Source organism: Ruegeria alba (genome assembly GCF_022321465.1).
Lineage (GTDB): Bacteria > Pseudomonadota > Alphaproteobacteria > Rhodobacterales > Rhodobacteraceae > Ruegeria_B > Ruegeria_B alba.
Genome location: NZ_JAKOEM010000001.1, coordinates 355,258 through 377,350 on the forward strand (window position 1 = coordinate 355,258; position 22,093 = coordinate 377,350).

Here is a 22,093-nt window from a genome sequence, read left to right on the forward strand (position 1 = left end):
GCGCCAAGCTGGTCGGGAGGTTTTTCGAATGCTTACATCAACTTCTAATCTCATAGCCCTGGTCACGGGAGTTGCCATGGCACTCGGTGCGCCAACCGGTGCGAACGCGCAACCGCAACCGTTTTCGGCGCAAGCAACGGATCCCACCCTGATGGGATGGATGCAGGGTTTCCCGCCTCCGGCTGACATGCTCGTCACCCAGCCCGACAGCAATTATTTCAGCTTCCCGAAACTGCGCTGGTCGGTCTGTCACCTTCGCGAATTCCTCCCCACCGAAGAAATCAGCCGCGGTATCGGTGCTCCAGTGCCGCTCAACTATCCATCGCCCGCGCAGTTCGCCGATCTCCGGCATGAGATCGACGCGGTTACCTTCATGCCGCAGAACAGCGATGAGGAGATGACCTGGGAAGAGTCACTCTACGCCAACTACACCGACGGCATTCTGATCCAGCACAAGGGGAAGGTCGTTTACGAACGCTACTTCGGCTGTCTCGAAGAAGACGGCAAGCACGCCATCATGTCGATGACCAAGTCCTTTACCGGCCTTCTGGCCGAAATCTTGGTAGTGGAAGGGGCGCTCGATGATACGGCGCGGGTCGCAGATATCATCCCTGAAATCGGCGACAGCGCCTTTGCCTCGGCCACCGTCCGACAGGTCATGGATATGACCACGGGCGTCAAGTATTCCGAGGATTACTCGGACCCCGATGCCGACATATGGCTTTACTCCGCCGCTGCAAGCCCGCTGCCCAAGCCTGAAGGCTACGAAGGGCCAGACGGTTATTGGGAATATCTCCAGCAGGTCGAACCAGAGGGCAAACATGGCGAGGAGTTTCACTACAAGACCATCAACTCTGACATGCTAGGCTGGATTATCAGCCGCGTGTCTGGAAAGTCCGTGACCGAGCTTACCGCCGAACGGCTTTGGCGCCGCATGGGCGTCGAACAGGACGCTTATCAGACCGTTGACGGGAAGGGCGTGCCCTTCGCAGGCGGCGGTATCACTGCCGGCCTTCGCGACCTTGGGCGGCTCGGTCAGCTGATGCTAAACGGCGGCGAGTTGAACGACGAGAGACTGTTTCCGGCAGACGTTGTGGAAAACATCCGCGCCGGCGGTGACCGGTCCAAGTTCGGCACTGGATTCCCGACGTTCGGACCTGGAAGCTATACAAGCCAGTGGTGGGTATTCCACAACGACCACGGCGCCTATGCCGCGCGCGGGGTCCACGGCCAGACGATTTATGTGGATCCTACCGCCGAGATGGTTCTGGTGCGGCTCGCCTCTTACCCGCGCGCGCAAAACGGTTTCATCGACCCGACCTCGTTGCCCGCATACCAAGCTGTCGCGGAATTCCTGATGAAGCGAGAATGAGATTCATGCTTAGCTATCCACAGTGGTTTTAGCTTCTCTGGCAAATCCGCAGGAGACTTGGACGATGAGCAAAAGCGAAGACCACCAGGAATCAACCGGATGGCAACGACTCGACCGGGCGGCCTTCGGGATCATCTATGGTGCCATCATGGTGCTCAGCATCTTGATTGCCGCTGGTCATCATCCCCAAGCTCCATTTGAAACTGCGGCCGTACTGTTTGGATCGGTCCTTGCCATTACACTTGCCAAGGCATTTGCAGAATTGATGGCAAATGCCTTGGATACCGGAGAGCGGATCACGAGGCTCTCCTGGCGCAAAGCCTGGACCCACAGTGCACCGACGCTTGCAGTGGCAAACTTTCCCACGCTCTTTTTTGTATTAGCAGGTCTTGGATGGTTTTCTGCCGATCTGGCTTCCATGCTGTCGCAAGTAACAGCTGTTCTGCTGCTGGCCGTTCTGGGGGGGCGAGCTGGCTGGGTGATCGACCGAAAGGCAAGTGCGGCTGTGCTCGGAAGCCTCTTCTCAGGAGCCATTGGTCTGGGCTTGGCGGTTCTCAAGTACTTGATCCACTGAAGGCAAATGGAGAGATAGATGTTCGATTGCAAAGACTTCAGGCTAGACGGCCAGGTAGCTCTGGTGACTGGCGCCGGAGCGGGAATCGGACGCGGCATCGCCGAGACATTCGCGAGCGCCGGCGCCGCTGTCGTAGTTAGCGATCTCAATAAGGAAACGGCCGTTGCTGTGGCCAATGACATTGTTAAAGCCGGCGGCAAAGCGATAGGCGTGTCCTGCAATGTGACGAGAGAGACAGATTTGAAAGCTGCGATCAGAACCGTGGAGGATAGCTTCGGGAGTCTGACCATTCTGGTGAACAATGCCGGCGGTGGTGGGCCCAAGCCTTTTGACATGCCAATGGAAGACTTCCGCTGGGCTTACGAAATCAACGTTTTCTCGACCTTCCGCTTGATCCAACTGGCCGTTCCTCTGATGGAAAGAGTGGGTGGCGGTGCGGTGCTCAACATCTCATCCATGTCTGCGGAGAACAAGAACAGGCGCATGGCATCTTACGGGTCCTCCAAGGCAGCCGTCAGCCATTTGACCCGAAATATCGCCTTTGACCTCGGCGCGAAGGGGATCCGGGTGAACGCCATCGCACCGGGCGCTATCCTCACCGATGCGCTCGCCTCTGTCCTGACCCCCGACGTTGAAGAAAAGATGCTGGCTCACACGCCGATCAAGAGACTTGGCCAGGCGTCGGACATCGCGAAGGCTGCGCTTTTCCTGTGCTCTCCCGCCGCGTCCTGGATCAGCGGTCAGATCCTGACGGTGTCGGGCGGAGGCGTTCAGGAACTCGACTGACGCCGCTGTCTGTTCGCCAACGTTCCACAATCAGCGATGGTGCGCTACGTGCTATGTTAATGACCGCTCCGGGCTCGGAGCCGCCTTGCGGCGATGCAGAGCCGAGCTCGGAATCGGTACCTTTTGAAAGTCGGCTTTGATCATGAAGCCCAAGCTTGGCTCGCGACAGCGGCGAATGTCCGGAGACCGCCCTACGCTACGGATTCTGCGAAAGATCATGAACGTCGTGGAAGGGCTCGAAGCGGCCCAATGCGCCTGTGGCACGCACTTTGGCTCAGGCTGCAGGAAAACGGCCGTTCGCCACAAACGCCAAGCCATTGATCTTTGGCCTTGCCCGTCGCACCCGAGACATTCACGCATCGGCAGGCGACGTTAATGTCAAACGCCGCGAATACGGGCTCAGAGCCCACAGTTGCCGATGCTGCACAGAACACAAATGTCGGCAGTGCCTTTTCGTGAAGTTCGCTATCTTTCAAATTTGGGAACGACCATTGGTTAGAAAATCTTTATGATCGCCCAACGACTTTCAGTTCTCCCGGGCTCTGTTCAAGGCCTACCATCGTAACAGATCACGGGAGGAAACCATGAAATTCTACAAGTCCGGCAGCGATACGCTGCCAACAAGCATCGAAAACTCCGGTTTGGCACAAGGCCCGCAAAATGACGATGTCAGCCGCCGCGAGTTTCTCGCCATGGCGACGACGTTCGGGGCCACAACGGCGACCGCCTATTCCATGCTGGGCATGAATGCGCCCGCTTTGGCCTCTGAAACACCCAAAATCGGAGGTACAATTCGGATCGGGATGGTTGTACGGGCAGGGAAAGACCCTCGGTCTTACGATGATAGCCCGCAAGCCAACATCAGCCGGGGTTGGTTGGAATATCTGGTGCGTTACACGCATGCATTCACGTTCGAACCGATGTTGCTGGAAAGCTGGGAAATCAGCGAGGACGCAAAGACCTACATCCTGAATGTGCGCCCCGGCGTGACTTGGCACAACGGCGATGCGCTGACGGCTGAACACGTCGCTTACAACATTGCCCGGTGGTGCGAGAAGGATGTTGAGGGCAACTCGATGGCCGGTCGGTTCGGCACTTTGATCGACGCCGAGACCGGGAAGGCTGCGGACGGTACTATCGAGGTAGTCGATGACATGACCGTGCGTCTGAACCTACCCAACCCGGATATCACGCTGATCGCCGGTATGGCAGATTATCCGGCGGCTGTCGTACATCCAAGTGCGGGGAGCGCGGATCCGTTCCTGGCGCCGATGGGCACGGGACCCTACACTTTGGAAAGCCATGAAGCGGGCGTGAAAGCCGTTCTGGTCCGCAAAGAGGGGCACACATGGTGGAATGAAGGCAATGGAGCCTATCTCGACCGGATCGAATATGTCGATGTCGGTACCGACCCGACAATCATTGTCGCGTCTTATGAAGCCGAGGAGATCGACGCCAACTATGAATCCAGCGGTGAGTTTGTTGACGTGCTGACCGGGCTGGACCTGGTGCAGAACGAAGCGGTGACGGCTGCAACCATTGTCCTGCGGACCAATCAGTTCACCGAAGTGAATGGTCAAAAACCCTATGCCGATGCGCGCGTGCGGCGGGCGTTGTCCATGGCCGTGGACAACAACGTCTTGCTTGAACTGGGCGTCAACGGTTTGGGCATTACGGCGCAGAACCATCATGTCTGCCCGATTCATCCCGAGTATGCCAAAGTGGATCGGCTTCCCCATGATCCGGCGGGTGCCATGGTCCTTCTGAAAGAGGCCGGGATGGAAGACTATGAGCACGACCTGATCTCGATCGACGATGACTGGCGCAAGAACACAACCGATGCCATGGCGGCCCAACTGCGCGATGCGGGCATCAAGGTCAAACGCACCGTCATCCCCGGCGCATCCTTCTGGAATGATTGGGCAAAGTTCCCGTTCAGCTCGACCAACTGGAACATGCGTCCGCTGGGTGTTCAGATCCTGGCGCTGGCTTATCGGTCCGGCGAGGCATGGAATGAAACGGGGTTTGACAATGCCGAGTTCGACAATCTTCTGGCGGAAGCGCTGGCCACCCCGGATGCAGACAAGCGCCGGGACATCATGGCCAGACTTGAGGCCATCATGCTTGAAGAAGGTGTCGTGACACAGCCGTATTGGCGCTCGCTCTACAATCACAACCGTCCGCACGTGAAAGGAATGGGCATGCACCCGACCTTTGAAATTCACATAGATAAGATCTGGTTGGACGGATAAGGGGGAACGCGCATGTCGGTCAGGGATGTGCAGCTGAAAGCAGGCCCAAGCAAGGAATGGAACTGGCATCCGGACCTACCTGTCGCGGTCTCACCGTTGTTTTCCTGGCCGCCAAGGCCGCTGGCAACGCTGCGGTGGTTTGCAACCAACTGGCTGCCGATCACCGAATACCTGATCTATTCTCTGATGGCTTGGGCCATCTGGGCGTGGCTGGTGCCACCGTTGGAACAGATGCAACGCTTAAGCTGGGGATGGGTGTTGCAGCTTTGGGCGCGCAATCTGATCCTGATGACCCTCTTTGCTCAAGGGCTGCACCTGTGGCTCTATGGGTGGAAGAAGCAGGGCGAAGATTACAAGTTTGATCGGCGCGGGCTGGCCAAGAATGCGCGGATTTTCCTTTGGAACGATCAATATTGGGACAATGTCACCTACGCGCTTCTATCTGGTGTGACCGTCTGGACGTTTTATGATGCCATTGTTTGGATGGGCTATGCCAATGGCTGGGCACCGATGATCACTCTGCAAAGCAATCCGATCTGGTTCTTTGCCTTGTTCCTGTTGTTGCCTGTTGTACAGTCCTTCCATTTCTACTGGTTGCACCGCGCACTGCACATCCCATGGGTCTACAAGCGCGTGCATTCGGTGCATCACCGCAGTGTTTCAGTGGCCCCGTGGTCTGGCTTTTCCATGCACCCGATCGAGCATGTCGGCTACATGTCTCTGCTGCTGATCTTCCTGGTTCTGCCCGCGCATCCGATCCACTTCCTCTTCGTCGGATTTTCGTTGGCGCTTGCTTCTGCCACGTCGCATGCCGGGTTTGAAAACCTGGTGCTGGGGGACAAGGCCCACCTGAAGATCGGGTCGTTCCATCACCAACTGCATCACCGGTATTTCGAATGCAATTACGGCGGCCCGGAAATGCCCTGGGACAACTGGTTCGGCAGCTTCCACGACGGCAGTCCGGAAGCGACGGAACGTGTGCGCGAAACCAAGAGACGTATGCACATGAAATAGGTGTGATGTTTGCCTTTCAGGCAGAGGTCTGTGTGCTTCTGACGGTGGGGTCGGCCCCCATCTCTGCAACCAACCAGTCCACGAAAAGAGTAACGCTTGGATTGGGTTTGCCTTCCTTCTTCGTTGCGACAAACCACGGCAATGGTTCGGGCACAGTCTGCGCGAAGGGTTTAAGCAGGCGACCGCTGGCCAGATCACGATCAACGAAGGGCGCGCGCGCGATGCCAATGCCTTTGCCATTTAACACCGCTTCTCGGACCAGAGGATAGTGATCGAAGACGGACCCGTAGGTCATGGTTTCTGGGTTCAGACCGACGTGGCGCAGCCAGCAATCCCAATCAGCCACATTCCCTGTGTTTGGGACAGACAGAAGGTCGGCAGTTTCCAACAAGGCCAGATCAGCAGAACCTTCTTGTGTCACCGCCCAACCCGGCGCGCAAACCGGGAATATGTCGGTTTCAAACAGGAACCGATAGTCATACCTAGGATCAAAGGGCGGCGCGTTGAACACCCCCACATCAAAGCGATGAATGTCATAATTTCCGTCCTCGAACGACGAGATGATGCGAACCCTGATCGTCGGATTGTCCTGCAGGAAATCGGCAAGCCTGGGCTGCAGCCACATCGTATTGAAGCTGTTATAGGACTGCACACGCAGAACATTCGCTTCGTCGGGCGCTTGCAGGCGCTGCGTTGCGTCCATGATGCCCTGGATATGTTCGCGGATCGACGGATAGTATTGCGCCCCTGCCGGAGTGAGTTCCACCGATCGGCTGTTTCTAACGAAAAGCTGGATGCCGACAGTCTGTTCCAGTGTTTTGATCTGATGGCTGACGGCGGCGTGGGTGACATGCAACTCGTCGGCCGCCTTTCGAAAGCTCCTGAAACGCGCAACCGCTTCAAAAGCACGAAGAGACGTCAGGGTGGGTATGCGCGTAGCCAAGTGTTCTTCCCTTCAGAGTGAAGCGCGGGGTCAGCCGAAAAACCCCGCAGCAAACGGTAAATATCTTTTGCCGGTGAAACAATTCATTTCACTACTCAACGCGAGGCCGGGCGGTCAATCTGTCTGAAGAAAAACGGCCGGAAAATCCGGCTCATCAGGATCATCCATGTCTGGTACGAACACAGAAAAATCTATGCGAATCCATGCGCTCGTGCACGCGATCATGCAGTTTTTCGAGGCCAATCGTGCCTGTGCAACGGGCATAGATCAGGCGTTGGAAAAGATGCGGGCCATGGACCTGTCATTGAGGGCCTCCGTGGATGTCCCACCGCGTGACACGCGTCATGCTACTATTCTGACCGAAGCGATTGAAGAAATCACCGCGCCGGACTTGCGTGACATTGCCAGCTGCCTCAAACGCGCCCGACGCGATCTGGCCTGGCGCGAAGACAACGCACAATTCTACGCGCCGAATGCCGATCTTGGCGACGGGTATCGCAATTGCAACTTGCACAGCCTGCTTATCGGGCCGAACGCATGTGGGTTTGAAGCGCAAGACTTCTGTCTTGGCCTTTTCATGCTAGGGCCACGAACGCTATACCGCGATCATGCCCATGATGCACCCGAGCTTTACGTGAACCTGTCCCCTCGCTCGGGATGGAGGTTGTCGTCCAAAGGGTGGCAAGACTACGAGGCCGGATCGATCATATGGAATGCGCCCGGCGAACCCCATGCCACACGCGCATATGACCACCCCTTTCTGTCGGTTTTCGTCTGGTTGGAAAACATCGATTCCATTTGCCGGGTCGTTCCGTTTCCGGACTGGACAGATATCGAAGAAAGCTTGTGCCGGAACAAGTTTTGACACGACGATCGGACATTGACTTGGAGTTGGTGTATGGCGGCAATGTCCGCATGTGAGACGCTCGAAACCGGCGCAGCGAAGGTCCGGTTCAGAAGATGGTCTTGAAGCCCGGACTGAACGGCAGTTTACGCCGTTTCGACTCGGGTTTCTCGCGGTTGCAGAGAATAGCCGGTGTCCGCCCATGATGACTGCTGCTGTGCCTCTCCCGAAGGGCGCCTATGGGTTCGAAATTGCTGTCCATTGCGAAGCTGGAAGTTGTCGATGTGATTGATTATGGCGCCCACAGAGTGTTATATTATTACACCCCATGACTGCTGGTGCTTCGATCGTCATCCACCATGTCCTTCTTTTCAGCCGAACACGAGTACGGTTTTCGCCAAGTCGCAATGGCGCACCGGATCGGAACGCCGGGTTTACGGGTATGCGGCGCGCGCTTGCGTACAGGTGCCGCTTGTCCGAACCCACCGATCAAGGAAAGCCCAAAAGGCCGTTGCCTGAGCCATTGCGGGCCGCACGCAGCGCGGGCCTATCGTGATCGTCAGAAGCGCCGCTTTGAGGCGGGCAGCGTCAGCGCGGCGGAATGGAACCGTGCCGAAGCACGCAGAGCCGCCAATCGACTTGGCGACAAGTGGAAGAAGAACCCCTGGCTGCCAGGTTGTACGATTAATCTGGGAGAACAGGAGGATGCCTTTCGCGAAGCTTTGGGCGGGGTGGACGTGGATGGGTTACCCCCAGCCGTTGCCGATTGGTTGCGCTGGCGCTATCGCCGGACGCAGATTGACCGGCAAAATCTGGACGCATGGCGCAAAGCGCTGCACCACGACTTGCCCAGGCGTGTCGCGGACGCGGGTCCACGTCCAGATGGGGCGTCTGGACGCAACACAAAGCCCGACAGGTCTCCACGGACTTGGACAGTGCACGTTGGATCAGCGGTGGGTCTGTCTAGACGCCAATTACCGGACAGAACCAAAGCGCCCAAGGCCCGGCGAGGGAAGGGCTATGCTCGGCCCGGACGCCCCCGGACTCAGCCTGCGGACGCGGACGAGTTCACGGACTTGATGACGGTTTACCGGGAGAATGCTGCCGTCCTGGAACCAATCATGGACGTCATGAAGGGTGAGGAAAAACAGTTGTCCGTGCTGAGAACCTTGCGGGACCACCTTGCACGGCCGCAAGACGCCGAGTTGTGCAAACGGTGGCTTGCCTTGGTAGAGTTCACTTTGGTGTGATAGGCCGCCAGCGGCGTTGTATATACCTCTGACGGCCTAATGACGATGATCTGTTAGAGGGGCCGAAATACCTGCCGCGTTGCAACTGAAAGGCGTGTGTCGTCTGTCAGCACGAGAGAACGTAAGGCTTGTGCGGCTTCGGGACGCCGCTTGGCTTCTTTCCGCAAAAGATTCAACAGGAACGTGTTTTCGCGCAAAACGCTGCCGAGCACCTTGTTCCAACCCTGGGCCACCTGACCACGCTGATTTGCAGCCTGGCTGATTTCATAGATTTCCGCGACCCACTGATCGGGATCTTGACCATCGATGGTGCGGTAACCGACAATGAAACGCTCGACTGTTTGGCCGTTGCGATCACGGTAGGTGAGGTGAATTAGCTGCGCAATTCGTTCGGGGTTAGCGGACAGGTATTGGTGTATGCCCGACAGGGACACACGCGCCTTGCCAGGATATTCCAGCCCATAGAATTGCGAGAGGGACGGAAGCCACCCAGCGAAAACAAAAAACGTGGGCTTGGCTTTTTGCGCGTTAGGCATGGCGGGAGTTTGGGTCATATCGACTCCTTTTCGTATGTTGATTTCTTCTACAGACCGGAACGCCGCCTGTACGTCGCGCACGCGGCGCACTTTCGGTCGTTGCCGCCCTTGCGGGACAGCGAACCCCGCAATTTTCCGCTGCATTTCCAGATGCGGTCCCTCACGCAAATCAGGGTGGGAGACAGTGTGTACGCCCTCACCTTGAGTGCTCGTAGGGACCGAATTTCCACACTTGAAAGCGTGAAAAGACAGTCCGGCAAGGGGGCTAAAAACAAGGTGTTTTGGCCGTCACACCACACTTGCGCCCTAAGGAAAACCACTGGTGTGGGGGTGCCCCTTTATGGGGGGCACACCCACAACCATTTCCGGTTTTTTCCACACCCTCCACACTTCGATCACACTGGAGTGTGACAAGTGTGGAAGCCCCCTGCCGGAGATGTATCAGGCAGACCGTGCGCCCAGCGCTGGGTTCTGGTAAGGGCAGTATCATGCAACCGCCTCTTGCAATGCCCCGTCCCGAAATACGGCAGGGGTGCCACTGCGGACCACGTCTACGGTACGTCCGCTTGCCGGGTCGCGTTCAGTGTCCATGCGAAGGCCCCCGTCCGCCAACCACCCGGCCACCATGTCGGAGACGCCACGGAAAGTCCGCGCCTGTTCTGGCGTTCGGTCAGCAGCTTTCGTGCCGGGCTTGCCCACATCCAATCCCAACGTGTCGGCGACGATGTACCCAACCCATCCGTGTGCTTGCGCGCTTGCGCGCGGTGGGGTTGATGTGCCGTCAATGGCTGCTTGCACGCGATGCAAATCGCTAGGCGTTCCCTTAACCGGCCCGGGCGGCGTCCAGTCCTCAACCACTGCCACGGTATCGCCCGAAGGGTATTCCGGCGTTCCATTGTTCAGCTTCACAGACGAGAGACGCATCCAGCGCGCCTTTGCCGCAGGGGCCAGATTGCTCTTTCCGTTCTCTATGCGAACGTATTGATGACGTTCTTCATCTGCAATGCCGAACTGCCGAGCTTCCTTCTCCGACATGCGTACCAACTGTCGGACAATCCGCGCGCCATCCTTGATAGCCGAAGCTCCCCGCACCGCGTCGGCCCCCGCAGCGCTCATGTCTGCACCCGCAGCCTTACTGACGTGATGAACCAAGATGATCGCCGCGCCTGTGCGTTCCGCAATCTCACGCAGCGCCCCCAAAAGCACGTTGAACGCCGTATTGTCATTCTCCGGCAGGCTGTGGACTGCACCCAATGGATCCAAAATCAGCACGTCCACCTTCGCGTCCAGCATAGCGTTCACAACAGCGTCCAGATGCTCCGCTACGATTTCCGGCCCATCGACCCCCTGCCGTGCCAGGCACAGCGATAGATCGCGTCCAGAGGTCAGGAACAGGCGACCGCCTATCTCTGCATCCGATATCCCACGGTGTGCCTGCATCGCCGCCAGACGCCGCAGTTGCTCGTCGCTAGGGTCCTCCGCGTTGTGCATCCAAACACGCCGTGGACGTCGTGGATCATCCCCGCCCAAAAGCGTCTTGCCTGTGGCCATGGCTAGCGCTTCGGTCAGAATGAGGGCGCTCTTGCCGGTGCCGCCGGGCGCTGCCAGTACAGAGACAAACCCGGCAATAACGCTGTGACCGTAAACCCAGCGCCGTGGCGGAATTTTACTCGGTGACGGTGCCTTCGTCGGATTTAGGATAAATACTTTTAGATTAGAGACATTTCGGTTGGCAGAAGGAGCGCTGTTGTTGTTCGCGCAAAGCCACGCCCATTGGGAAAGTGAAGCGATCTGGCGTTGATCCTCGACGGTCAGCGGTGCCGCCGCAAACACCGCGCGGGCGATGGCTCCTCGGACCTTGCCGACCCCGGCCGGGTTGTAACGCAACAACAACCGCATCAGCGTCCCCCAACCGGTATGGGTATCACGGCAGGTGTCCCAGAATTTCGCGTCCTCCACTGGATCACCGCCCCACTTTCCGGACCAGCCAAGAAAGATGTCTCGACCTTCGGTTTTCAATCCGGCCGCGCTAGCCGCTCCAAAGAAAGCAAGACCCGCTATCGCCCATTCGACGCGGTCATCGAAAGGCCCGCCGGGATCATTCGGAAGTTCTTCGGCCAGCAACTGCAATGCCTCAAGGGAAGGGGCGGGTGTTGCGGTTTTGCGTTCCCCAGAGGGCCCGTAGTAGTTCGACGATTTGGCTGCGGGTTTGACGGCCTGACGTTCAACCTTGCCGGGAAGGCCCAATCGAGTCGCCAATCCGCTCAGTGAGGCACACAGCGCCTTCACTGAAGGCGCGGGCGCGTGCTTCACGTTCGCCTGCGGCAACGGCGTGGCAAGGCGCGCCACGGCTCCGCGCTTAAGCTTCGTTCCAGTCGGCAGGTTGACGGTATAAGGCAAGCGTGCAATCCGGGCGGCGTCGGCCATGTTGTCCGCTCCCAAGCGTGCCATTGCTGCCGCTAGCGGACCTACGGACGCAATCACGTCCGGGCCGGACACGGATTCAAGCTCCAACCAGACGTGCAGGCCATTCCCGCTATCCATGATAAACAACGGATTGAGGTTCGCCGCTATCGCGTCCCGCGTCCGCGTCCAGTCTGGGTCCACCGAAGGTGCGTCCTTTCGGTCGAAGTCCAAAACCATGGCACGACGAGCCGACACGTCCGCAGAGGAAGCGGCATGGTTTGTTCCAGCCAACTCCGAACGACGCGGGTTTACACCAAGGTAGAGGTTTCGCCGCCCATTGTGGCGGCGAATGAACTCCTCCAATGCTTTGCGCTTTTCCGGGTTGTGCAATTGTCCGCAAATGGAATGACTGCCGCCCCCTGCCGGATCCAGCGCGCGCAGTTCGATCACATCGCCGGGAGCGAAAGCCGGGGCAATGGCGTCCAGCGCCCGTTCCGCAGCAGGCCCAGCCGCCAACGCTTCCGCAAGGTGCGTTTGTACTTCTGCGCCCTTTCCGATGGCGCGGCATATGCTTAGTTTGTCGATCAGGGCAGGGGGCACCAATTCCGCCGCCGCCGCTTGGCGCGCTACGTCCAGCAGCGCGTCGGTGTCGTCGGGCAGGGGCGTCCCTGTTTTGCCAGTTTCGACAAGTTGTGTTTGCCCCCCTGCCGGGGGTGTGTTAAGTTTCTCATGCATAATCGAGTTCCCCGGCCCGTTCCTTGTCGCAAAGGGACGGGCTGTTCTTTTTTCGGGTTGTCAGGATGGATGGCGCGCTTAGGCGCGGCTTACCAAGGCAGGTTATCCGACAGGTAGTCGATGACCTGACGGCCGGTCCAGCGAACGGTCCGTGGTCCGATGCGTTGCGGCAGGGGGAACTTCCCGGCTCGCATCCAAGCGTAAAGGGTCGTCACATGCACGCTCAGTAGGGCGGCGATTTCTTTACCGGTGTAGAACTTGTCGGGTTGCAGGGCGGGCGCGACAGCGGCGTTTTTAATCATGGTGTTCCTCTATCCAACAGGCCGCGCCGAATACGAGGGCGGCCGATTTCAGTTGAAGTTCCTTCCGCCAAAGTCAGGCGGGAATAGCGGGGTCATGATCTTCTCCGTTTGCGGTCGCTGCCCAACGGGGGCACTCAAAGCATACTAATCCGATTTGTAGTATGCTAACAAGTATTTGTTATTGTTTGTCTATTCTGTCAAATCCAACGACAGCCCTACCTAAGAAAGGGGCGACCCACGCGGGACCGCCCCATTTCGCTGCGCCCCTGCCGGGGTTGTCAGGATGCGTCTGTTGGGTCGGTTCCCGGCAGGGGGGCGTTCATGTAGGCTTCCCATTGCGCCATCAGATCGCGCCGCCGGTCGAAGGCGTCACTGCGCCGGTAGGCTGCGTCCACCTTGTCACCAATGGTGTGTGCCATCGCGCTACGGATCGTGCCATAGGCGGCGTCTGCGCTGTCTTCGGCCCAATCGCGGAACGTGGACCGGAAGCCGTGGACGGTAATCGTGTCTCGCCCCATACGTCTCAGGACAGCCGCCAGCGTCATGTCCGAGAGCGGCTTGCCTCGCTTCGTTCCCGGGAACACCAGCGCTGCCCCGTCCGGGTCGTCGGCGGGGCGGTGGGCCTCCATCTGGCGCAGGATTTCCAACGCGCGAGGCGTGAGGGGCACGCGGTGGTCACGCTTGGCTTTCATCCTCCTGCCGGGGATCGTCCAGCGCGCGCCGTCCATGTCGATTTCTGCCCAAGTCGCGCCCCGGACCATGCCGGAACGGCTTACGGTCAGAATACCAAACTCCAACGCCAAAGCGGCGATGCCGTCCCGCGTCCGCAGGTCCGCAATGAACGCGGGCAGGTCTTTCCACGGCAGGGCGCGGTGGTGCTTTTCAGTCCCTTTGGGTTTCGGCGGCAGCAAGTTTGCAAGGTGCCCCCTCCATCGCGCGGGGTTTTCCCCGGTCCGCAGCCCAACAGCGGACGCTGCGTCCAAGAGCCTTTCAATCCTCCCCCGGACCCGGCGGGCAGTCTCGTTCTTATCTGTCCAGATCGGCCGCAGGGCAGCCAGAACGTTGTCCGTTGTGACGTCCGGCAGAGGGGTGTCCCAAATCGGGGCAGCGTAGGTCGTAAGAGTGTTGCGCCATTGCTGGCGGTGCTTGGGGTTTCGGAACTGGCTCAAGTTGCCGTCCAGCCATTCGGCAGCGAAGGCCCCGAACGTCTTGGGCGCCGCGCGTGCCGCTTCTGTGCGACGGCGCTTAACTTCCTCGTCCCGGTGTTGGATCGGATCGACGCCAGTCTGCACCAACCGCCGTGCCGCATCGGCAGCGGCGCGAGCGTCAGCAAGCGAGACCTTACCCCGCTCGCCTGCCGGACCAAGGCCCATTTCGCGCCGTTTGCCGGTCAGGGGTGAAGTGAAACGCAGCAGCCACCGCTTGCCGCCGTTGTTCGAGATATGCAGCAGCAAACCGCCCCCGTCGATGTAGTAGCCGGGTTCGGAGGCTGTCTCGACTTTGCGGGCCGAAAGGCGGTTGGTGGAGCGGGAATGCTTGGCTGGCATGGTGGGTTTCCTTGTCCGGGGTAGCCCCCCTGCCGGGTATAGTGTGCCCCCGGCAGGGGGCGTTGCGCGTCAGATGCCCGCAAGGGCGCGGTAAGCCCGCACAAGGCTGGGTGGGACGTTAGCTTCGTGGGCGGCCATTTCGGTGGACAACCCCTCGTCTACGATCAGCGTGACGATAAGGCCGGGAAGTTCAGCCCATTCGCGGGGCAGGGAGGCAATGGCCTCGTCTGATAGGCCGGGCAGGGGCGCCAGCAAAGCGGGGAAGCCCGGCCCTACTTCTGCAAAAAGCAGGTGCGGCGGGACGGGGGCGGGGATCAATTCGGCAGGGGGGGGAGGCGGACATGTGATGTTCTCCTGAAAGGGGGCACGGATTGTCTGCCCCCTTTTCTGCCCCCTTTTTAGATCCAATTGCAAACTAATTCATTCTACCTTATTCAAACAAGTTGGTCAAAAAATGCTATGTTTTTCTGTGGTTTGTCGGTGTTAATCCTACCTTGCTCAAACCACCAAGAAACTAATATGGCGAACTCACTGTCCGCCACTTGCCCCCGCGAAAGTGTTCTCCCGATCCGGCCACTACTGGAATTTGCCTTTGTTTTTGAGAGTTATTCCTAGGTAACTTTGCGCTGGCCTTTGCGCCTCTTACGCATGATGCCTCTGACCAGTTTGTCAGCGGCGTCCTTCGAATTTCAGGATGCTTTGTTCATCTTCGCTCCATAATGGCTTCGATGAACCAGAAATCCTCTGTTGATCAAAACCCTAAATCTGTCCGGCGAGAGCTGACGTCAGACAGCTTGATCCTCCATCTGGCTGAAAAACCTACTTCAGGAAGGACCACTTCTCAGGGGGCAGACCACGTGCGCGGCCTGAAAGACGGTGTCACTGTCTTAGCTGAGACTGGTTCGAACTTGTTTGCCAGCACATTCGTTGGCGGAGTTGACAGGATGGTCCGGTTTCGTCGAACCGGGTTCGGTGCTTGCTCGTGTGAGGAATTCGGCGTTAGCTTGGGTCTCGAAGACCCCGATACACCGCCCATGTTTCGCCGGAACCTTACAGAGGGCTTCGATGTGGGCCATTCGGAACAACGGGAGAGACTTAATAGCCCAAGCAATACGACTTGGGTCTGATTACCTGACAGGATTACTTAATATATGGAGAATTGAGATGTCATTGGAATTAGACGCCGTCGTTTCGGGGTTAAAGTTTCCAGAAGGCCCCGTGGCGATGGATGACGGTTCAGTCCTTTTTGTCGATATCGAGGCCCAGTTGCTCAGGCGGTTGAAGGCGGACAATTCGCTAGTGGATGTCGCGGAGCTTCCTGGTGGGCCAAACGGGACGGCGATCGGTCCTGACGGGGCGGCTTATATCTGTAACAACGGCGGGGTGTATTCTTTTGAGAGATTTGATCCCTTGGCGCCGCCCGGTTCTGGTAAGACACCCGATCCAAAGCGCGAGATCACAATTCCCAGTCCCAAGCGCCCGGAATATCAGGGCGGGTCCATACAGCGAGTCGATCTGGAGACCGGTGAAGTCAGGACCCTCTATTGCAAGTATAAGGGCAAATGCCTGATTGCCCCGGATGATATCGTTTTTGACGCGAATGGTGACTTTTGGTTCACCGACACCGGCAAACAGGATGGCATGACCAGCGAGTCCGGAGCCGTTTACTTTGGGACCATCGACGGCAAGACGCTGAAACGCGTTGCAGCCGTACCCACGGCGAATGGGATCGGCATCTCGCCCAAGGGGGACAAACTCTATGTTTCTGATACGGTTTTCGGCCGGCTTTGGGTCATGGACATTGTGGGCCCCGGAGAACTGGCTCCCGGGCCTTTGCCTGGAATGCCGGGGAATGTCGTACAGACATTGCCGGGCTACCAATGGCTCGACAGTCTCAAGGTCGAAGCCGACGGGCGCGTTTGCGTCGGTACGATATTCAATGGCGGGATCACGATCTTCACGCCCGATGGCAAGACCGAGCACCTCCCGGTAAATGACTTGTTCACGACCAACCTCTGCTTCGGCGGCGCCGACATGCGTGATGTCTGGATTACGGCGTCGAGCACAGGAACGATTTACAAGACGAGATGGCCACGCCCAGGGCTGAAACTGGCATTTACGGCTTGAGTGCCGTAAGCCGCCGGGGCTTCGGGTTCTTGGTGGGGTTTGACCGGAATTGGGCCAGCCTGCAGAGTAGCCGAGTCACCATCAACCATGTTAACCTAAGTTAACATGGTTGATGCTGCCGCACCCCTCGCGAACGCGCCGAAACACCTGGCCGAGCGTCGGTTGGTCTCGGTACTGTTTACCGACATGGTCGGATACACCGCGACAATCGAAAAGCTGGGCGAAGACAAGGCCGTTCACTTTGCGCGGATGCTCTATGAGATGCTCACCTCCGTCGTTCAGGAGCACGGCGGCGCGGTAAGAGGTTTTGCCGGTGACAGCATCATGGCTATTTTTGGTGTGCCCGTTGCACTTGAAGAGGCCGGTCTGAAGGCCTGCCGGGCAGCCATGGCGCTTCAACAGGCGTTTGCAACGGCAGGCGACACGATCGAGGCTCGCTTTGGCGTGCGCCCGATCATGCGCGTCGGCGTATGCTCGGGAAACGTTGTTGTTGCGGCGGTGGAAGGTGAAAAAGGCGAACTGACTGCGGTCGGAAACACCGTGAATCTGGCCTCGCGTATCCAGTCCCTGGCGCCAGAGGGCGGTTGTCTGATCTGCGACAACACCCGGCGGCTGGTCGAATGGCGTGTCGATCTGAGCTTTGAAGGCGAATTCACCGTCAAGGGCGTTACAAAGCAACAAAAACTCTGGCGCCTACGATCAATTCGCGACGGGGCCACCCGGTTTGATGCGTCGGTGGGGCGGGGTTTAACCCGGTACATCGGTCGCCAGATCGAGCTTGCCACCGTGGCCGAAGCGTTCGAAGCGAGTGCGACGGGGCTGCGAGTGGTCGATTTTGTTGCCGAACCCGGATTGGGCAAGACGCGCCTGATCTTCGAGTTCCTACGCAGCGATAAATCGAAGCCAGCAAGAATTTTCACTGGCCACTGTACCTCGGACGGTCAGCAGGTGCCGTTCCTACCGTTCATTGAGCTTGTGCGCAATTCGTTCCGTATACAGGAGGAAGACGAACCTGAGGAAATTGGCGAAAAATTGCAGGCAGGTCTTGAGCGCAGGCAGCTTTATTCGGAAGAGAATCTTGGTCTGTTGATGAACCTTCTCGGGCTCTCGCCGCCAGAGGGGGCGCTTGACGGTCTGGACGGTGTTCTCGTGGGGTTGCGCACGCGCGATCTGTTGCCGGCGTTGCTCAAGGCGCAATGTAATCTGGGACCCGTGATCTTGTTGGTCGAGGATATCCATTGGATCGACAGCGCGTCCGAGGACTTGCTGCGCAAGCTTATTGCCGACAAGGAGTTCGTAAACCTGATGATCCTGACCACCCGGCGGCCGGAATACTTGCCGGACTGGCACACGAATGAGGTCGTGCAGACCGTGGCGCTAAAGCCGCTTTCTCGGGATGATATCCGCGACCTGCTGCAAAGCCGTTTGCAGGTTGAAACGTTGCCTGACGACCTCATTCGAGAGGTCGTCGAACGTTCGGGAGGCAATCCTCTCTTTGGCGAAGAAATCCTGATCTACCTCATCGAACAGGGTGCGTTGAAAATCGTTGATGGGCGGGCTGAGTATGATCCCGAGGCGGGGATGAGCGCATTGCCGTCCAGCATGCAAACCCTTCTTTCGGCGCGGATCGAACAGCTTCGCCCCGAAGATCGCGCGCTATTGCAAGCGGCCGCCACGATAGGGCGGCAATTCGACCCCGGCCTGCTGTCCATGGTCGTACAGGATGCCGATCAGACCGGCGCGGCGCTTGAACGACTACAGGCCCTTGATCTGGTGCATCGCAGAGAGAATTCGTCGGACTACATGTTCAAGCACGTGCTTCTCCGTGACACCGTGTATCAAAGCCTGTTGACGGATCGCCGGGTTGAATTGCACCTGATCATAGCCGAGGCGTTGGAAAAGCGTAATGCCAATCGGTTGCCGGAAACTGCTGAAACGCTGGCCCATCACTATTCGCGAACAGAACGGACAGACCTGGCCTTTCGGTACACGGCGCTTGCCGGGGCCAAGTGTCTTGGAACATACTCGCACGATCAGGCCAATCGCTACTTTGCGACGGCCTTGCAGCTATATGAACAGGATCCGGATTGTGCCAGCGATGCCGCTTTTGCCGAGTTTCTGGGCAATTTCGCGCTCTGTTCGAATATCTCTCTTGATATCATGACCACGATCAACCTGGCCCAACGCATCGGGCCAGTGCTGGACAGGATCGGTGACACTGGCGATCATGTTCTGTTCCTGCACCACTATGTTTCCTGCCTGGTCTGCAATAGTCAGTTTCACGAGGCATTGAGGGTCCAGCGGGAATTGACTGAAATGGCCGCGCGTCTTGGCGATCCTAAATCGCGCGCTTATGCCATGGTGAACGAGCTTTCCGTCGCTATCTATTGCGCGCCTATTCCCAATGCCGAATTCGAGAGCAAGAAAAGGGCAATCGAGGCGGCTCTGGCAAAGTTCGACGATGCCTATCTTCAGAATTTCTTTCTGGCCACCGTCGGGTGGAACGAGTTGACCCGCGGGCGGGTCGTCGGCGCCCGTGAAACAGCCGAACGGATGATCGAGTTCGGCAAACGAAACAATGACCCACGTGCGTTGGGTTATGGCACCGCGATGAAGGCATTGGTGGCGGTTGTGACCGATGATCACGAGACGGCGCTGAAACTGTCCGAAGAGGCGCTGAGTTTGTCGAGAGCTGAATTCGAGACTGCGATCGCCGAGTCGTCACGCGTGGCCGCTCTGGTTGCGTTGGAGCGCCCCGGCGCCCTCGAGGCGGTGCAGGAATTTGTCGACAAGAGCGCGACTGATGGCTGTACACTGTTTAGCGGCGTGCCGCAGACCATGCTGGGTGTGGGGTTGGCGATGCAGGGGAAGGTCGCCGAAGGCTTGCAACAGATTCAGAACACTATCGACCGACGCGAAGCGGAAGGGATGCAGATCGGCGCGGATTGGAACAGGCTTTTCCTGAGCGAGGTTTACCTTCAGATCTTGTCCGGCGAGGGGGGGGCATCGCTGGGTGTATTGTTGAGAAATTTCCGCTGCTTGGCAGGCGTGATGCTTACCGGGGAAAAACAGATCAAGGCGCTGATAGACAAAGCGCGGCAGAACCCACAGTTTGATCGGGACGGTCACTATTTTGCTAGAGGTGAAATGATACTGGGCTTGCTTTGCAAGACCAAGAAGCGCAACCAGCAGGCGCTTGATCATCTTGAAACGGCCCATCGTCTGATCGCGCCGACCGGCGCCTCTCCAATGCTTACCAGGATCGAAGAGGCGCTGGCTGAACTTGCAGCCTAATCCGAAAGCTGGGCCAGATAGCGGATAGCGGGCAGGCTGGGTAACAGGGTATAGGCGCCGCCCCGCGCGATCACGAATCTGGGAAACCCGCTTAGCCTGATATGGCCGCCGTTGCGCAAGGTCAGATCAAAGACGCTGGTTTCAGGCACATTTGCGCCTAACAGAGGGTCATTGCTTCCAGTAATTCTGGGGTCTTGCAGGCCAAAGTTAATCCAGTCGCACATCACCGCCTCGAACTGAGCCCCATAGTTGGCGCCAATGAAATTGCCAAGCAGGCCGTGCTCGCCTGTTTCCGGGTCGGGACCATAGGACATTCCGCGTCGGACAATGCGGCGGGAGTAGTTCGACACACGTTGCACGATGGGGCCGCCGCGAGGGTTGGCCCGTCGCATGTGAGCCCCGGCGGGGCATCGCGACGCGAGCGTATAGTCGTAATTCGTCAGGGACAGATCTCCCTTCTCATCTGAGTCTGGCGACAATTCATAGGGTGTACCATTGCGCCAGCGCCCGCACATCTGCGCGGCAACCACCTCGCGCAGGGCATCGTGCCGGCTCATGCCGCCGCAGATATTCGCCTCGGCCCCCTCGGACAAAAGCTCGAACTGCTTGGGGTGTTTCTCCAGCTTAGTCGCGGCTTCGCTCAGGTAAGTCTCGAAGGCATCGGTTTTCTGCTGCAAGACCCGGAACGCGTTGAAGGAACAGTCGTGAAACACCTCCTTGGGCTCTGGGATTGCGAATTCGACACCCTCGAAATGTGTGGGATAGCCCAATAGCGCGGTGCCCAGCGGGTCCTTGGGTTCGTCTACGTTGACCATGTCGGGGTCGAAGATATGTCTGAAGCGCGGTTGGGAAATGCTGTCTCGATAGCCAAAGAACACCTTGCCATCGGGCAGGTTGCGACCATCGCGAACGCCAAGAATGGTGAAGGCCTTCGCCACCTGCTTTTCGACCGGCTCGAAATTCTCAACATCGTTGGAATAGATCGACGCCACGATATGGATACGGTCGGGCTGGTCGAACGGGCTCGGCCAGTTCTCGGGCGCGCTGTCGCCGAAATCACCCAGCTTGACTGCGCGCTTTGCCATTCCCTCGGCATATTCAGTGGGAAAGGTGGCAAGCTGGCTTGCTGGCAGACCCAGGGCCCGCAAACCTTCGAACGTGATCCCGATATTGAAACAGACCTCGGGGGCGGGGGGCGCCCAATTGGCCGAACGAGTTATGCGCGGGACAGTCTTGTCTGTGCCATCGGCCGACGCGGCCAGGAACCGCCTTGCTGCATCCTTGTTGGTGACTTCCAGAATGAGGTGGCGGACGTTGTTGTGTTTGTAGCCCCTCAGGATATTGCCCTGGACCTTTTCGGCGTCAAAATCGTCTTCAGGATTAATGTTGGACATCACCATCCCACCCCGAGTTTGTTTCTGATCTGTGCCGCCGAATAGCCGGGATACCCGCGATAACCGCCACCAAGCGAGATATTGCGGTTCGAATGCAGTTGGAGGATCAGCGAGCGAGGAAGCGATTGCAGCGCATGCGGTGGGTCGTTTGGTTTGCGGCCAGCCTGCACGTCCTGGAGGGCGAACAGGTCAAACGGATAATCAGGTGCTTGAAACAGGTCGTGCGCGCGCACCCAATCAATGAAAGCTTCGACATTCTTCTCGCAAGGATAAAGCTTGTCGCCGCCCTCGACCTCTTTCATCAGGGCGTCGAAAACGCTGCCGATCGTGGCAATGAAGTCGCGGATATAGTTGCTGAAATCCCCGTCATAGACCGAGATCATGCAGATATAGTCCTCGACCAGAAGGAACCGGGCAGAATGCACAGTGCCCACGTTGTCGAGACCGGCAAAAATCTCGTCAACGTTCTGGGCCAATGCCATGACTGCCTTTGCCCGACCGATCGGCGACGTGTCCCTGAGCGGCATCAGCAGGTTCATCATTCGCTGAGTGCTGTCACTGGGCTGTGGCGAGGGGCGTGGTCCGCCCGGAAGTTTAGGTCTGCCCTCTCGCCAGACCCAGTAAGGAACAACCACATATTTCGAAAGGAACTTGAACCAGCCACGTTCCGGCAAGCTGTTGATATACCGGTTCAGCCATCCGCCGTCGTTGTTCATA

General features: G+C 58.2%; 15 protein-coding genes. 8 read left to right on the plus strand and 7 right to left on the minus strand.

Translation table 11 applies throughout. The features are described from left to right. The first annotated feature begins 76 nt into the window (after positions 1–76). The 5 genes from MB818_RS01740 to MB818_RS01760 all read left to right on the plus strand — a co-directional run bounded on the left by MB818_RS01740 (position 77) and on the right by MB818_RS01760 (position 5,998). The gene (locus MB818_RS01740; RefSeq protein ID WP_238903674.1) at positions 77–1,372 is read left to right on the plus strand and encodes a serine hydrolase domain-containing protein; all 1,296 of its coding nucleotides are present in this window, start codon (positions 77–79) and stop codon (positions 1,370–1,372) included. Between the two features lie 64 nt (positions 1,373–1,436). Continuing rightward, a complete protein-coding gene (locus MB818_RS01745; protein ID WP_238903676.1) occupies positions 1,437–1,946 on the plus strand; it encodes a hypothetical protein in 510 nt (169 codons plus the stop codon). Positions 1,947–1,964: 18 nt separating this feature from the next. After that, positions 1,965–2,732: a 7-alpha-hydroxysteroid dehydrogenase gene (gene hdhA / locus MB818_RS01750; RefSeq protein WP_238903677.1), complete on the plus strand. Its 768-nt coding sequence runs from the start codon at positions 1,965–1,967 to the stop codon at positions 2,730–2,732. 584 nt (positions 2,733–3,316) lie between these two features. Further along, entirely contained in the window at positions 3,317–4,984 is a 1,668-nt protein-coding gene (locus tag MB818_RS01755; RefSeq protein WP_234163005.1) for an ABC transporter substrate-binding protein, read from the plus strand. Between the two features lie 12 nt (positions 4,985–4,996). Further along, a complete protein-coding gene (locus MB818_RS01760) occupies positions 4,997–5,998 on the plus strand; it encodes a sterol desaturase family protein (RefSeq protein WP_238903679.1) in 1,002 nt (333 codons plus the stop codon). Positions 5,999–6,014: 16 nt separating this feature from the next. On the opposite strand, the gene MB818_RS01765 is transcribed toward MB818_RS01760, so the two are convergent. Beyond that, positions 6,015–6,941, minus strand: coding sequence for a LysR substrate-binding domain-containing protein (locus MB818_RS01765; RefSeq protein WP_238903681.1), 927 nt, complete (start codon positions 6,939–6,941; stop codon positions 6,015–6,017). Positions 6,942–7,107: 166 nt separating this feature from the next. On the opposite strand from MB818_RS01765, the gene MB818_RS01770 reads away from it, so the two are divergent. Continuing rightward, the gene (locus MB818_RS01770; protein WP_238903683.1) at positions 7,108–7,806 is read left to right on the plus strand and encodes a dimethylsulfonioproprionate lyase family protein; all 699 of its coding nucleotides are present in this window, start codon (positions 7,108–7,110) and stop codon (positions 7,804–7,806) included. Positions 7,807–9,088: 1,282 nt separating this feature from the next. On the opposite strand, the gene MB818_RS01775 is transcribed toward MB818_RS01770, so the two are convergent. From MB818_RS01775 to MB818_RS01790, 4 genes are all read right to left on the minus strand, one after another. Further along, complete coding sequence (locus MB818_RS01775) at positions 9,089–9,589, minus strand: hypothetical protein (protein ID WP_238903685.1); 501 nt, start codon at positions 9,587–9,589, stop codon at positions 9,089–9,091. A 468-nt stretch (positions 9,590–10,057) separates the two neighbouring features. Next, a complete protein-coding gene (locus MB818_RS01780; RefSeq protein WP_238903687.1) occupies positions 10,058–12,712 on the minus strand; it encodes an AAA family ATPase in 2,655 nt (884 codons plus the stop codon). An 89-nt stretch (positions 12,713–12,801) separates the two neighbouring features. Beyond that, positions 12,802–13,014, minus strand: a complete 213-nt coding sequence (locus MB818_RS01785; protein WP_238903689.1) for a helix-turn-helix transcriptional regulator — start codon at positions 13,012–13,014, stop codon at positions 12,802–12,804. Positions 13,015–13,292: 278 nt separating this feature from the next. Continuing rightward, the gene (locus tag MB818_RS01790) at positions 13,293–14,561 is read right to left on the minus strand and encodes a tyrosine-type recombinase/integrase (protein ID WP_238903691.1); all 1,269 of its coding nucleotides are present in this window, start codon (positions 14,559–14,561) and stop codon (positions 13,293–13,295) included. 1,164 nt (positions 14,562–15,725) lie between these two features. Between MB818_RS01790 and MB818_RS01795 the strand changes: the two genes are divergently transcribed. Further along, the gene (locus tag MB818_RS01795) at positions 15,726–16,688 is read left to right on the plus strand and encodes an SMP-30/gluconolactonase/LRE family protein (RefSeq protein ID WP_234136635.1); all 963 of its coding nucleotides are present in this window, start codon (positions 15,726–15,728) and stop codon (positions 16,686–16,688) included. A gap of 105 nt (positions 16,689–16,793) precedes the next feature. Continuing rightward, entirely contained in the window at positions 16,794–19,982 is a 3,189-nt protein-coding gene (locus MB818_RS01800; protein WP_234162523.1) for an ATP-binding protein, read from the plus strand. Here MB818_RS01800 and MB818_RS01805 read toward each other — a convergent pair. Continuing rightward, the gene (locus MB818_RS01805) at positions 19,979–21,376 is read right to left on the minus strand and encodes a Dyp-type peroxidase (protein ID WP_234136637.1); all 1,398 of its coding nucleotides are present in this window, start codon (positions 21,374–21,376) and stop codon (positions 19,979–19,981) included. The two genes, MB818_RS01800 and MB818_RS01805, sit on opposite strands and share 4 nt — an antisense overlap. Further along, positions 21,376–22,092, minus strand: a complete 717-nt coding sequence (locus tag MB818_RS01810) for a hypothetical protein (protein ID WP_238903693.1) — start codon at positions 22,090–22,092, stop codon at positions 21,376–21,378. Before MB818_RS01810 ends, MB818_RS01805 begins: the two co-directional genes overlap by 1 nt. Between the last annotated feature and the right edge of the window lies 1 nt (position 22,093).

What these genes read in the sequence shown, in the direction of transcription:
- MB818_RS01740 (WP_238903674.1), top strand. Translation starts at nt 77, where the DNA reads ATGGCACTCGGTGCGCCAACCGGTGCGAACGCGCAACCGCAACCGTTT.
- MB818_RS01745 (WP_238903676.1), top strand. Translation starts at nt 1,437, where the DNA reads ATGAGCAAAAGCGAAGACCACCAGGAATCAACCGGATGGCAACGACTC.
- hdhA (WP_238903677.1), top strand. Translation starts at nt 1,965, where the DNA reads ATGTTCGATTGCAAAGACTTCAGGCTAGACGGCCAGGTAGCTCTGGTG.
- MB818_RS01755 (WP_234163005.1), top strand. Translation starts at nt 3,317, where the DNA reads ATGAAATTCTACAAGTCCGGCAGCGATACGCTGCCAACAAGCATCGAA.
- MB818_RS01760 (WP_238903679.1), top strand. Translation starts at nt 4,997, where the DNA reads ATGTCGGTCAGGGATGTGCAGCTGAAAGCAGGCCCAAGCAAGGAATGG.
- MB818_RS01770 (WP_238903683.1), top strand. Translation starts at nt 7,108, where the DNA reads ATGTCTGGTACGAACACAGAAAAATCTATGCGAATCCATGCGCTCGTG.
- MB818_RS01775 (WP_238903685.1), bottom strand. Translation starts at nt 9,589, where the DNA reads ATGACCCAAACTCCCGCCATGCCTAACGCGCAAAAAGCCAAGCCCACG.
- MB818_RS01780 (WP_238903687.1), bottom strand. Translation starts at nt 12,712, where the DNA reads ATGCATGAGAAACTTAACACACCCCCGGCAGGGGGGCAAACACAACTT.
- MB818_RS01785 (WP_238903689.1), bottom strand. Translation starts at nt 13,014, where the DNA reads ATGATTAAAAACGCCGCTGTCGCGCCCGCCCTGCAACCCGACAAGTTC.
- MB818_RS01790 (WP_238903691.1), bottom strand. Translation starts at nt 14,561, where the DNA reads ATGCCAGCCAAGCATTCCCGCTCCACCAACCGCCTTTCGGCCCGCAAA.
- MB818_RS01795 (WP_234136635.1), top strand. Translation starts at nt 15,726, where the DNA reads ATGTCATTGGAATTAGACGCCGTCGTTTCGGGGTTAAAGTTTCCAGAA.
- MB818_RS01800 (WP_234162523.1), top strand. Translation starts at nt 16,794, where the DNA reads ATGGTTGATGCTGCCGCACCCCTCGCGAACGCGCCGAAACACCTGGCC.
- MB818_RS01805 (WP_234136637.1), bottom strand. Translation starts at nt 21,376, where the DNA reads ATGTCCAACATTAATCCTGAAGACGATTTTGACGCCGAAAAGGTCCAG.
- MB818_RS01810 (WP_238903693.1), bottom strand. Translation starts at nt 22,092, where the DNA reads ATGAACAACGACGGCGGATGGCTGAACCGGTATATCAACAGCTTGCCG.